The sequence below is a fragment of the Rhodococcus sp. Leaf247 genome (assembly GCF_001426185.1).
In the GTDB taxonomy this organism is placed as follows: Bacteria; Actinomycetota; Actinomycetes; order Mycobacteriales; family Mycobacteriaceae; genus Rhodococcoides.
Map to the genome: position 1 here is coordinate 228,535 of NZ_LMRP01000002.1, position 12,839 is coordinate 241,373.

Genomic DNA, 12,839 nt, shown 5'->3' on the forward strand with positions numbered 1-12,839 from the left:
CGGGAGTAGTCGGACCCGCACCACTACTAGCTTTAGGACTCCTCATGGCGGTAACAACGTCGGTCGAGGCCCCACTCGCTGCACCGTCGGCACCGCATCCCGCGCCGACGCGTCGTCGACGGTTTCCCTCGTTCCGCAACACCTGGTCCGGCTTGTGGCGGCCCCTCGCTCTCGTGGCTGCGCTCGTCGTCGCGTGGTGGGCGGTCACGGCCACCGAACTGGTTGCGCCCTACATCCTTCCGTCTCCCGGTGACACCTGGTCGACGATGGTGGACAACGCGTCCTACCTCGCCGGCCACACCTGGGTGACCACCTACGAGACCATCGCGGGCTTCGTCATCGCGGGCCTGGTCGGCATCGCCGTCGCGGTGGTGATGATCTACTCGTCGTCGATCGAGAAGACGATGTACCCGCTGATCCTCTTCGCCCAGGTCATCCCGAAGATCGCTATCGCACCACTGTTCGTCGTGTGGCTCGGCTTCGGCGCCAGCCCCAAGATCCTGGTCGCAGTCCTCATGGCCTTCTTCCCCATCGTCATCGCCGGCATGGCGGGCCTGCGGTCCGTCGACCCGGAGATCCTCGAACTCACGTCCACGATGGGTGCGAGCAAGTGGAAGACGTTCTGCAAGGTGCGCTTTCCCGCCTCGCTCCCGCAGCTGATGTCCGGCCTCAAGATCGCGGCCACACTCGCCGTGACCGGTGCGGTGGTCGGTGAGTTCGTCGGCGCCAACGAAGGACTCGGCTACGTGATTCTCCAGGCGAACGGAAACATCGACACCGCAATGCTGTTCGCCGCCCTCATCATCATGTCTCTGCTCGGCATCCTGCTGTTCCTCGTCATCGAGATCGCCGAGAAGTTCCTCATCCCCTGGCATGCATCGCGCCGCTCCACTGCGTCCGTCGGCGCAGTGTGACCAGGCTGCCTCACCCACACCCCCTCGAAAGAAGACTTCCATGAAGCTCAAGACTGTCCTCGTGGCTGCGGTAGCCGCGTCGCTCGCTCTCGCCGGATGTGGCGGCGGCGGTGGCGGTGCGGAGAAGGCTCCCGGCGCCGACGGTGAGACCACCGCGACGTCCCTGATGCTCAACTGGTACCCCTACGGCGAGCACGCACCGTTCTACTACGGCGTGCAGGAGGGGATCTTCGCCAAGCACGGCATCGACCTCACCATCACCGCCGGCCAGGGCTCGACCAAGACCGCGCAGGCCGCCGGCTCGAACCAGACCGACTTCGGCTGGGCCGACTCCGCCGCCGTCATGTCGAACATCGACAAGGGCGTGAAGGTGAAGAGCCTGGGCGTCTTCCTGCAGACGACGCCGTCCGCCGTTCAGGTCTACGCCGACGGTCCCATCCAGACCACGGCCGATCTCGCCGGCAAGACCATCGCCGTCTCGGCCGGTGACGCACCGACCACGACGTTCCCGATCTTCCTAGACCGCGCCGGCGTCCCCGAGGACCAGGTGCAGCAGCAAAGCCTCGACTCCGCGGGCAAGATCGCCGCGATGCTGTCCGGTCAGGTCGACGGGCTCATCGGCTTCGCGCACGACCAGGGACCGAACATCGCGAACAAGTCGGGTCGCGAGATGCGCTACCTTCGCTACTCCGACGAGGGACTGAACTTCTTCAGCAACGGCCTCATCGCCAACACCTCGACCATCGAGAGCTCCCCGGAACTGGTGCAGGCCATGGTCGACGCCACCACCGAGTCGTTCGAGGCTGCAATCGCCAACCCCGAGGAGGCTGTGAAGGCCATGGTGGGCAAGGACCCGCAGACTCCGCCGGAGTCGGTGCTGCTGCAGCAGTGGCAAGAGACCATCCCGCTGCTCACCACCACCAACACCGAGGGCCAGGCACCGGGAGTCAACGCCGAGGAGGACTGGACCAACACCATCTCCATCCTCGGTGACGCCGGTCTGACCGAGGTCGGGGCCGAGCCGTCGAAGTACTGGGACTCCTCCTTCACCTCCAGCAAGGAATGAGCGACGACATGAGCGCCGTCACCCACGAACGCCCCACCACCGTCACCGACACCGCGGTCTCGGTCGACAACCTCACCGTCCAGTTCTCGTCCAAGCGTGGCGACGTCACCGCTCTGTCCGACGTCGACCTCAAAGTCGGCAGGGGTGAGTTCGTCTCCATCGCCGGCCCGTCGGGCTGCGGCAAGTCCACACTGCTCAAAGTGGTCGCGGGTCTGACCGGCGCCTCCCGCGGCTCCGTCGAGCTGGCCGGCCGCGAGGTGAAGGGACCGCAGCGCAACATCGGTTACGTCTTCCAGCGCGCCGCGTTGCTGGAATGGCGCACCGTCCGCAAGAACATCCTGCTCCAGGGCGAGATGCGCGGCATGAACAAGAAGGCCGCCGCGGCGAAGGCTGATCAATTGATCGAGATGACGGGCCTGACGGGCTTCGAGGGAGCACTCCCCCACGAGCTGTCCGGCGGCATGCAGCAACGCGTCTCCCTTTGCCGAGCGCTGCTGCACGAGCCCGAGGTGCTGCTAATGGACGAGCCCTTCGGCGCCCTCGACGCACTCACTCGCGAAAAGATGAACGTCGAACTGCACCGCATCTGGCGGGAGACCGGGACGACGGTCATGTTGGTCACCCACTCCGTCGCCGAGGCCGTCTACCTGGCCAACCGCGTCGTCGTCATGAGCCCGAGGCCGGGGCGGATCGTGGACATCCTCGACGTGGACCTGCCGGCGCACCGGGACTACAGCGCGACGATGGAGAAGCCGGAGTTCATCTCCGTGGCCAACACGGTGAGGGACCTGCTGGGGGCTACGACGGGGGCGGATTGACGATGTTTGCGAGCTTCCAGGCACCGCCACAATCGGTGTCCGCCTGAAAGCGGCACGGACGAGGTTGCCACGTAAACGCCCACATCCTTAGTACAGTGATGGTTGTGATTACGGGTGAGCTGAAAAGCAAGATAGATCGAGTCTGGGACGCCTTCTGGTCCGGCGGCATAAGCAACCCGCTCGAGGTCATTGAGCAGATCACCTACCTGCTGTTCATCCGACGCCTGGACGACCTACAGACCCTCGCCGAAAAGAAAGCACGCCATACCGGCGGCGTCGTCGAGAACGCGGTCTTCCTGCCTGGACAAGCGCACCTTCGGTGGGGCCAGTTCAAGAACGCCTCACCCGAGGTGATGCACAGGACCATCGCCGATGAGGTGTTCCCGTTCCTGCGCAGCCTAGGTGACGGAACCACGTACAGCGAGCACATGAAGGACGCGCGTTTCAGCGTCCCGACACCGGCACTGTTGTCGAAGGTCGTCGACATGCTCGACGAGATCCCGATGGCCGAACGCGACACCAACGGCGACCTATACGAGTACCTGCTCTCCAAAATCGCCTCTGCCGGAGTCAACGGCCAGTTCCGTACCCCGCGCCATATCATCAATCTCATGGTGCAGATGACCGCGCCTCAACCTGCCGACGAGATCTGTGACCCTGCGTGCGGAACTGGCGGCTTTCTTGTAGCTGCAAGCGAGTACGTTCGCAAGACGCATACCGAAACGCTCCATGATACGAAACAGCGCAACCACTTTCATCACACGATGTTCCACGGTTACGACTTCGATTCCACCATGCTCCGAATTGGCAGCATGAACATGCTGCTCCACGGCATCGAGTCACCCGACATTCGCTACCGTGACTCGCTCTCAGAGGGCGCTGCTGCCGACGCCGACAAGTACACGCTGATCCTCGCCAACCCACCGTTTGCCGGGTCGCTGGATTACGAGGCCACAGCAAAGGATCTTCAGAGAATCGTAAAGACTAAGAAGACCGAACTTCTCTTCCTGGCTCTTTTTCTAAAGCTACTCAAGCCCGGCGGCCGAGCGGCCGTCGTCGTGCCGGACGGCGTGCTGTTCGGATCCAGTACCGCGCATAGGGCACTCCGAAAGACTTTGATCGAGGACCAGAAGCTCAACGCCATAGTTAAGCTTCCTTCAGGCGTCTTCCGGCCGTATGCCGGCGTCTCGACTGCAATTCTAATTTTTACCAAAACGAACTCCGGCGGCACCGATGACGTCTGGTTCTACGATGTCCGTGCCGATGGCTTCTCCCTTGACGACAAGCGCAGCCCAGTCGCGGCTAATGATCTACCCGATGCGGCAAGTCGCTGGCTGAGCCTCATGGAAACAGATCAGCACGAGAAGGAACGTCCTCGCACCGCACAATCCTTCCTTGTGCCCAAAGCCGACATCGTTGCCGAGGACTACGACCTATCGCTGAACCGCTACAAAGAAACTATTCAAGACGACATCGAGCACCGCGCACCGCTCGACATAATCTCCGACGTCGAACTACTAGAAGATGAGATCGTCAGGGGTCTTGACGAGCTAAAGGCGATGCTCCTGTGAATACCGCGCCGCTAAGCGAAATTGTCAGGATTGTTTCTGGTGCGACCCCCAAGACCGGTACCAGCGAGTTCTGGGACGGGGACGTGTTGTGGGCTACTCCTTCTGACCTCAGCAAACTTGAAGGCCCATATATCGACAAAACCCTCAGAAGTCTAACAGCGGCTGGGGTAAGAAGTTGCGCGGCGACGGTGCTGCCCTCTGGTTCAGTGCTACTGAGTTCGCGGGCACCGATAGGACACGTTGCAATAAACACAGTACCAATGGCCACTAACCAGGGATTTAAGAGTCTGGTACCTGGACCAGACATCGACGCGAAATACCTGTATTACTGGCTAAAGTCACAGACTAACTACCTTCAGTCGCTAGGAAACGGTGCGACTTTCAAAGAGTTGTCTACGAAGACAACGGAAAAGATTCGGATTCCCTTACCAACCTTACCCGAACAACGCCGCGTCGCCGCTATTCTCGATTCTGCCGATGCCCTGCGTGCAAAACGCCGGCGACTTCTAACCCACCTTGAAGCCCTCGAACTGTCAATATTCGACGACATGTTCGGTGAGTCCTCCGGTAAAAGACGAGTCGACATGAGTGAACTTGTCTCCGTTGTGACTAAAGGAACCACCCCGACTACGGTTGGGCTCAAGTTTACTGACTCCGGTGTACCGTTTTTACGCGCCCAAAACCTCCTACGCGGGACTGTCGGGTTCAGCGAGAAGGACCTGCACATCGGGCAAGACACCCACCACCAGTTACGACGTTCCTGGGTCCTTCCCCGTGACCTGCTTATCTCTATCGCGGGAACAATCGGTCGAGTGTCCCTCGTACCCCCCGACGCACCCGTGATGAACTGCAATCAGGCTGTAGCAATTCTACGGCTTGTTGAACCCAACATCGGCCCCTGGTTGCGCGCGTGGCTCAATACAAACGATGCTCTCAGTCAAGTCGGCGCATCTGCTGTCACCGCAACGATAAGCAACCTGAGCCTCGGTCAAATCCGGAAGCTGAAGGTTCCACACGTTCCAAAGACTGACATCGAGAGCTTCGTTCAAAAATCGCACTGCCTCGATAACGCCAAGACTTTGATTGCGAATTCGATCGCACTCGACAACTCGCTGTTCGCATCGCTTCAGTCGCGTGCTTTTAGAGGGGAGCCTTTCAATTGACGATCGGCAAGCCGATCGAACCAGTCAACGGTAGTTTGCGGTTAAGTCGGTACCGACATTACCCGAACACGCCACCGGCCATCGCCTGCCCGACGAGATTGTCCGCGACATAAAGGTGCTTAGTCTAGAAATCGAACGAGGCACTGCCGAACTGGAGGATCTGCTGAAATGAAGCTTTTCGTAAAGTCGGCGGTTCCGACAAAAAAGGATGTGTCCAATGGGTAACTTCGACTTCGTCCGCCACGCTATGCAGCCACTGCACGACGATTGCGCCCGAGCCGAGTCGTACCTAGCCTCTGATCCACGCTCGGCATGCTTCTACAGCCGCCGTGCTGTCGAAGAGTTGGTTGATTACCTCTATGACGTCCTTTCGCTGCCGACCCCGTATCGGGATGATCTGGCGGCGAAAATCAGCGACACATCCTTCAAGGCGCAGGTGCCACAGGGCATCACGCAAAAACTGACAATGATCCGACGCGTAGGCAACACTGCTGTACATGACAACCGCCCGATCCGTCCGGACGTGGCTTCCGCGGTGTTGCGCGAGCTCTTTCACGTCATTGTGTGGGCGTCGTATCACCACTCCCCACATCCGGCTGTCGTGCCGCTGCAGGCGCAGTTCAAGCCAGCCCTGGCCGCGAAGGCAGCTCCGCTGTCGCGCCAGGACGTCGCTCGGCTCGCAGAAAAGTTTGCCGAGCAGGATGCGGAGAACAAGCGCCACCTGACCGAGAGGGACGAGCGGCTCGCCGCTCACGAGGCCGAGATTGCGGCACTTCGGTCAGAAATTGCGGCCGCGCAGGACGCAATCGGCCCGGATACACGCGACTACGACGAAGCCTCGTCCAGGGACCTATTCATCGACCTCCTGCTCCGCGAAGCCGGCTGGGCACTGGACCAAACGCGCGACCGCGAGTACGAGGTCTCGGGTATGCCCAACAAGCAGGGTCGAGGATTTGTCGACTACGTCCTCTGGGGCGAGGACGGTCTCCCGCTTGCAGTTGTCGAAGCCAAGCGCACATCCAGCTCTCCCGAAGTCGGCCAACAGCAGGCCAAGCTCTACGCCGACTGTTTGGAAGCGCAGTTCGGTAGACGACCCGTGATTTTCTACAGCAACGGTTACGAACACCGAATCTGGGATGACGCCGGCGGTTATCCCCCGCGCGAGACTGAAGGCTTCTACACCCGAGACGAACTGGAGCTACTCGTCCAACGTCGTCAAACCAAGCTCAAGCTGACGAACGCACCGGTCAACACCGACATATCTGGGCGCCCATACCAGGTGCGGGCGATCAAGGCCGTGGGCAGCGCGTTCGACCGGCGGCAACGCGAAGCCTTGCTAGTCATGGCAACCGGCTCAGGAAAGACCCGCACCACGATTGCGCTGGTGGATCTATTGCAGAAGGCGAACTGGGTCAAGCGAGTGCTTTTTCTTGCCGACCGCACGGCCCTGGTCAGGCAGTCTGCGAACGCGTTCAAGGAGCATCTGCCGGGCTCGACGACGGTCAACCTCGTCACCGAAAGAGCCATCGAGGGTCGCGTATACGTATCGACCTATCCCACGATGATGAACCTCATCAACAAGATCGATGGTGGCGCTCGCCGCTTCGGCTCGGGCTACTTCGATCTCATCGTGATCGATGAAGCCCACCGCTCGGTCTACGCTAAGTACGGTGCGATCTTCGAATATTTCGATTCGCTCCTCGTCGGATTGACGGCAACTCCCAAAGACGAAGTCGACCACAACACGTATCGACTGTTCCACCTCGAGGATGGCGTTCCCACAGACAACTACACCCTCGATGAGGCCGTCGAAGCGAACTATCTCGTACCGCCCAAGGGCATCAGCGTTGGCACCCAGTTTTTGCGTGCGGGCATCAGGTACGACGACCTGACCGAGTCCGAAAAAGACCAATGGGATTCCCTCGACTGGGGCGACGACGGCCCTCCAGTCGAGATTGGGTCAGAAGAGCTGAACCGATTCCTGTTCAACGAAGACACCGTCGACAAAGTCCTCGAAACTCTAATGGTGCAGGGTTACAAGGTCGCCAGCGGCGACCGGCTGGGCAAGACGATCATCTTCGCAAAAAGCCAGAAACACGCCGAGTTCATCGAGAAGAGGTTCAACTTCGCCTACCCCGAATACCAAGGACACTTCGCACGCGTCATCACACATCAGAATCCGTACGCGCAATCCCTCATCGACGACTTCTCCATAAAGGACAAGGCTCCCCACATCGCAATCAGTGTCGACATGCTCGACACAGGCATCGATGTGCCGGAGATCGTCAACCTCGTCTTCTTCAAAGTGGTGCGATCGAAATCTAAGTTCTGGCAAATGATTGGCCGCGGCACCCGACTGAGCCCCGACCTGTACGGACCCAAGGACGACAAGAAGGATTTTCTTGTCTTCGACTTCTGCGGAAACCTGGAGTACTTCAGCCAAGACCTTCCCGGGTCGGAGGGGCAGATTCAGAAGTCACTGTCGCAGCGGCTTTTCGAAACGCGACTCGGTCTTATTACGGCCCTCGGAACGGACGAGCCCGACCTCCGCGCTTCGACTGCTAGGACGCTCCTCGAAGTAGTCGACGGAATGAATCTCGACAATTTCGTCGTACGACCACATCGACGATTAGTTGAAAAGTATGCGGCGTCCGACGCATGGCAGGCCATCAAGCCCGAGGAAACAGAAGACCTACTTGTCTTGGCGGGCCTGCCGTCGACGATTCGGGACGCCGACGAGGAAGCCAAGCGTTTCGATCTGCTGATCCTGCGTCGCCAGCTTGCGCAGCTCGAGGGTGACGCTATCGCATCCGAACGTGTTCGCGAAACCGTTCAGAACATCGCTGTGGCGTTGCTGAGCAAAACGGCAATTCCTTCGGTTGCAGAGCAAGCGGTTCTGCTAGAGGAACTTGCGGGCGACGAATGGTGGATCGATGTCACCCTGCCGATGCTCGAACTCGCCCGACTGCGAATTCGCGGCCTCGTTCGGTTTATCGAGAAGACTCAACGCAATCCGATTTACACCGACTTCGAGGACACCCTCGGCGAGACTGTGGAGATCGCACTGCCCGGCACCACGCCAGGCACGAACTTCGAACGTTTTCGATCCAAGGCTGAGTCGTATCTTCGTGAGCACCTCGAAGACTTGGCCCTCCAACGCTTACGTCGCAACAAGCAGCTCACTGAGTCCGACCTAGACCAGTTGGAGCAGATGCTTATCGATTCAGGCGGGCAGGAGATGGACATCACCTGGGCAACCGAGCAGGGAGGAGGTCTCGGGCTCTTCGTCCGCAATCTCGTCGGCCTCGACCGCTCCGCCGCGATCGAAGCCTTCGAGAATTACCTTGACGGAACCAGGTTTTCCGCCGAACAAGTGCGCTTTGTAAATTTGATAGTCGACGAGCTCACAAAGAATGGTGTTATGGAGCCGGGCCGTCTTTTCGAGTCGCCGTACACCGATCACGCACCGACCGGACCTGGGTCGTTCTTTTCCGACGAAGACCTCGAAGTGATCGTCGGCACTCTTCGTCACATCAAACGCACCGCCGAACCCGAGCGAGCCGCTTAGTATCCGCCCGCCCCCGAACAGGCTGCCCGGAATTATCGATTGATGTTAGGCGGCCTCCCATATCGAGATCCTTCTCGCTGTCGCCCACCGGGCAATACGTGTATATATGGATGTAGCGTGAAATTCGCCCGGCCAAAGCGCGGATCGGAACGCCTTCTCAACAGTGTCTGCTTTCCATCTGACATCACCATCCTCATAGAGCACGATGGCGTACGCCTTCGCGAGATCATGACCCGACATGAAGCGGTACCATTCCTCACCGGAAGATAGGGCGGCGTCCAGAGCAAGCTCGATCTGTGATGGGCTAATTTTACTGTTCTTCTCTGTTAACTTCGACACCAATTTAGCTCTGTTGAGCTTTCGTGTTGAACCGTCGTACAAGTAATGCAGCGATAATTCCCGGAACGAAAGGTCCCATCCCTTGGCCTTGGAGATCTGACGAAGAACCGAAATATCTCGAACGATGTCTTCCAGTCTCGCGTCAAGATCACGCAAATCAACTTGACGCAGCTTCGCTACATGACAGTTGTGCAAGAAAACTCGCTCAGCAACCTTGGAGTATCTTAGGATCTCGGCGTCCAGGTCATAGAGCTCCGTGGTGACGACGTTTTCGATTTGTTCTTCGATTGAAGGCCCATCCCCATCGCTGTCGACGAGCCCCAAGATATTCAAAAAACCCGTATCATTCATCTTTTTTAGACAGTCCAAAACGGATTTTTTCCCGTTTCCGATCACGATGCTTACATTGCGAGAATCGGCATGCGCATCAAGCAACCTCATATCATCGGGCCCTTCTACAACAAGGAAGGCGAACCCGGACACGCCATCCTTTCTCCTCAGCGCAAAGTCAGCAAACTCCATCAATATTTGAGAACACAAGTCTTCTCCGGAGATTGATTCAAACATTTTCAGTCTTCCATATCTGGACCAAGGGCGACCATCAGGTTGCGATACTTCCCGACGATTTGTGGCGAATGGGTTGCAATGATGAACTGCACTCCACCTAACTTGGCAATCTTGTTCAAGTCCTCCAAAAACTGCTTTTGCCAATTGACATGGAGAGAAATTTCGGGCTCGTCGATCAAGACGATTGAGTCTTTCTTTACATTGAAAATTAGGTCATACGTCAATACCAACTCGTGCTGCTCGCCCGACGACAGAGCCGCTGGGCCGAACTCCTCACCGGTACGGGACCTCATGTAAAACCCGCGTTTACCGTCGTATTGTAGAGTCTTGTAAAGGAACTTAGAATCAATTATAGACTTTAGAAGCTCCAGCTTCATAAGCAATGGAGTGAAAGTTTCCAGTTTCTCGCGCGAATCTTGCAGATACAGCGTCATCACGGAGCGCTCCCAATCTTCCAAGGTCCGTTCGGGCAGAGGCAGGTCGTCGATAGAGTCCCCTACGGACACTGACGTCAAGCGTTCTCGCAATTGGGCTTGCTGCTCGAAGGTCGCGCGGACCTGTTCGTCATTCAAAGTCGACATCCCGGAATGCTCATACAATCTGAGAACCCTCGATGGGAACGATCGGTCCAATTTTTGCGAGATTCGAGAATTTTCTGCCAATGCCTGAGACAGCAGATCCGCGAGTTGTACTGAGAACACATCGATGGTTCGCCCAGCCATCCCACGTGCCTGGCCCGAAGCTCTTGGCCCAAACGCCTCGTCTGTCTTGCGATAAAGAAGCCTTTGCGTCTCTATCAGGTGCACCGTAAGACCTTCGAAGAACTTATCGAATTCGTCAGAAAAGTCAAAATTGAGCGATCTTCTCGACGGAGCTCGACCGGCGTTCGGCCGAGCCGGGTTTGTACGATAGGAGGTAGATCCGTATAGCCGGATAACTTCGTCGGGCTCTACATACTCGTCCAACCGCCGATCAAATATGAGACCACCCGGTTCCATACGTAAAAACGGATGACGCATAACGAGGTCCCGCAAAATTTCCTCCTGTTTATAGGAGAAACTTTGCCGCGTGACTATCGATTTGTCATTCTTTAGTTCAAATATTAATTCAGCAACGGACGTCTGATCGGGCTCAACGCCGTCCGTCACGGTACGGGTCACCTCAAGCGCTCCAGCCCCCTCAATGTGAATCTTAAGGTTTGAGAACGGACTTGAGAATAGCGACGCGATGTCTCTCCGAGCTGTGCGTTCGAATATTTCTAACGTGTGGGTCTTTCCCACTCCGTTAGGTCCGTGCAAAATGATAAATGGTTGATCAGGATGCAGCGAAAACTTGTGATGGAAAGTTCCCAGCAAACCAGATACTTCTACGGAGATAGCGCGGTTCATAACTCTCCTTCTTCGAGTCGTAGAACAATGTTCCCGATTCCGTATGCTCGATTCATATCACTCAGATTCCCTTTCAACGAAACACGACCAGACCAAATCGGCTCCCTGCATCAGTCTCCACCGACATCAATCCCACTTATTGGGGCCATCACGGACAGTGGCCTGAGACCATGTCGGCCTCGACGTGTGTCACTGCCCGACATACTGCCGTTCCCCTCGAAACAACTTCGCACCGTCAATGTAGCGGGTACTCGGACGAATGTGACAGAAGACGGGCCAAAGTGGCCCGGTAGTCGCGAAACGGTTTCATAACCAGCGTCACGCACACAAAGTGGCGCACTTTCAGATCTGGTGGCTGTTTTGGGGTGGGTGGCAAAGCCTCAACTTGCGCTCTTGCCAACTAACCGGCTAGAACTCTTCCCATGAGCCGAACACACTTCGCAATCGCTCGCTGTTGACGGACTTTGTTTGGCCGAACGCCAGCGGCACCATCACACGTGCGTGGCTCGTCCTCACCAAGACGGACCAGACCGGTGGCCGTGGAGGGCACGAATACGATGACGATCCTTCGTCGCACTATGCCAGCGACAGCAGAGTTGCGAATGCAAGGCACATTCGACGCGGCGACGCGCTCGTGGTTTGGGACCAGACGCAGTTGCTAGGCGCGTCCGTCGTAGAGCGCGTCGAGATGGGTGAAGAACAGAAGGACCTGAAGAAATGCCCATACTGCGGACCCGGTCGGTCGCTAGATGAGCGCGTCACGAAACTTCCTAGATACAGATGCGGAAACTGTAAGCGCGAGTTTGATAAACCGGCTATCGAGACCGTGAGAGTAAAGACCTACCGGACGCACCACAACGAGGCCTGGATCGACTTAGCAGGTGAGCTGAGCGGCGCGACCCTGCGTTCCCTCTGCGAAAAACCAGGCTCGCAGCACAGCATCCGGCCCCTGAAGTGGGCCGCCTTCGCAGCCGCCCTGGGCACGGACCTGGGCATGCGAGGACTCACCCTGATGGACTCAGTATCGGTTCAGCTATCCGGTGGCTTTGGAGAGCGGATTACCCGAGTCAGACTTGGCCAGCCCTCGTTTCGTGCCCATCTGCTGGATCGGTACTCATCGAATTGCGCGTTCTCGGGATCGATGCCGCAGGAGGTGCTGGAAGCGGCCCATCTGTACAGCTACGCGGAGGTCGGCGACCACCATGACGAGGGCGGGTTGTTGCTTCGGCGTGACCTCCACCGGTTGTTCGACCTTGGAAAGATTGCCGTACGCGACAACTCACGGATCATTGTGCACAACTCTTTGCAGCCCTTTCCGTTATACAAGGAGTTGGACGGTCGACCGTTGAAGGTTGACGTCACTAAGCGCCAGCGGGAGTGGTTCGCTTCACACCGCGACATGTGGAATGTGGGCGCCGCCTGAGGGAGCGAAGCAACTCGCCTGA

General features: G+C 57.9%; 9 protein-coding genes. 7 read left to right on the plus strand and 2 right to left on the minus strand.

Translation table 11 applies throughout. From position 1 onward, the window contains the following. Window positions 1-44: 44 nt before the first annotated feature. The 6 genes from ASG64_RS10545 to ASG64_RS10565 all read left to right on the plus strand — a co-directional run bounded on the left by ASG64_RS10545 (window position 45) and on the right by ASG64_RS10565 (window position 9,100). Window positions 45-914 (plus strand): ABC transporter permease, encoded by an 870-nt coding sequence (locus tag ASG64_RS10545; RefSeq protein WP_056073430.1) that lies wholly within the window; start codon window positions 45-47, stop codon window positions 912-914. A 40-nt stretch (window positions 915-954) separates the two neighbouring features. Continuing rightward, on the plus strand, window positions 955-1,980 hold the full coding sequence (locus tag ASG64_RS10550) for an ABC transporter substrate-binding protein (RefSeq protein ID WP_056073432.1): 1,026 nt from the start codon (window positions 955-957) through the stop codon (window positions 1,978-1,980). Between the two features lie 8 nt (window positions 1,981-1,988). Beyond that, window positions 1,989-2,798 carry an ABC transporter ATP-binding protein gene (locus ASG64_RS10555; protein ID WP_056074313.1) on the plus strand — a complete coding sequence of 270 codons (810 nt, stop codon included), beginning with the start codon at window positions 1,989-1,991 and terminating at the stop codon, window positions 2,796-2,798. Window positions 2,799-2,902: 104 nt separating this feature from the next. Continuing rightward, entirely contained in the window at window positions 2,903-4,369 is a 1,467-nt protein-coding gene (locus ASG64_RS10560) for a type I restriction-modification system subunit M (protein WP_056074314.1), read from the plus strand. Beyond that, on the plus strand, window positions 4,366-5,532 hold the full coding sequence (locus tag ASG64_RS21240) for a restriction endonuclease subunit S (RefSeq protein WP_082518384.1): 1,167 nt from the start codon (window positions 4,366-4,368) through the stop codon (window positions 5,530-5,532). The genes ASG64_RS10560 and ASG64_RS21240 overlap by 4 nt, the downstream gene beginning before the upstream one ends. A 217-nt stretch (window positions 5,533-5,749) precedes the next feature. Then, entirely contained in the window at window positions 5,750-9,100 is a 3,351-nt protein-coding gene (locus tag ASG64_RS10565) for a DEAD/DEAH box helicase family protein (protein WP_056073434.1), read from the plus strand. Window positions 9,101-9,145: 45 nt separating this feature from the next. Here ASG64_RS10565 and ASG64_RS10570 read toward each other — a convergent pair whose 3' ends face one another. Both ASG64_RS10570 and ASG64_RS21245 read right to left on the minus strand, forming a co-directional pair. After that, a complete protein-coding gene (locus ASG64_RS10570; protein WP_056073436.1) occupies window positions 9,146-10,006 on the minus strand; it encodes a hypothetical protein in 861 nt (286 codons plus the stop codon). A gap of 2 nt (window positions 10,007-10,008) precedes the next feature. Next, window positions 10,009-11,394: an AAA family ATPase gene (locus ASG64_RS21245; protein WP_082518385.1), complete on the minus strand. Its 1,386-nt coding sequence runs from the start codon at window positions 11,392-11,394 to the stop codon at window positions 10,009-10,011. A 454-nt stretch (window positions 11,395-11,848) separates the two neighbouring features. Here ASG64_RS21245 and ASG64_RS10580 point away from each other — a divergent pair, with 454 nt between their 5' ends. Beyond that, window positions 11,849-12,817, plus strand: coding sequence for an HNH endonuclease (locus tag ASG64_RS10580; protein ID WP_156388350.1), 969 nt, complete (start codon window positions 11,849-11,851; stop codon window positions 12,815-12,817). The last annotated feature ends 22 nt before the right edge of the window (window positions 12,818-12,839 follow it).

Excerpts from the sequence above, each read along its gene's own strand:
- ASG64_RS10550 (WP_056073432.1), top strand. The coding sequence starts at position 955 with ATGAAGCTCAAGACTGTCCTCGTGGCTGCGGTAGCCGCGTCGCTCGCT.
- ASG64_RS10570 (WP_056073436.1), bottom strand. The coding sequence starts at position 10,006 with ATGTTTGAATCAATCTCCGGAGAAGACTTGTGTTCTCAAATATTGATG.
- ASG64_RS10565 (WP_056073434.1), top strand. The coding sequence starts at position 5,750 with ATGGGTAACTTCGACTTCGTCCGCCACGCTATGCAGCCACTGCACGAC.
- ASG64_RS10545 (WP_056073430.1), top strand. The coding sequence starts at position 45 with ATGGCGGTAACAACGTCGGTCGAGGCCCCACTCGCTGCACCGTCGGCA.
- ASG64_RS21245 (WP_082518385.1), bottom strand. The coding sequence starts at position 11,394 with ATGAACCGCGCTATCTCCGTAGAAGTATCTGGTTTGCTGGGAACTTTC.
- ASG64_RS10555 (WP_056074313.1), top strand. The coding sequence starts at position 1,989 with ATGAGCGCCGTCACCCACGAACGCCCCACCACCGTCACCGACACCGCG.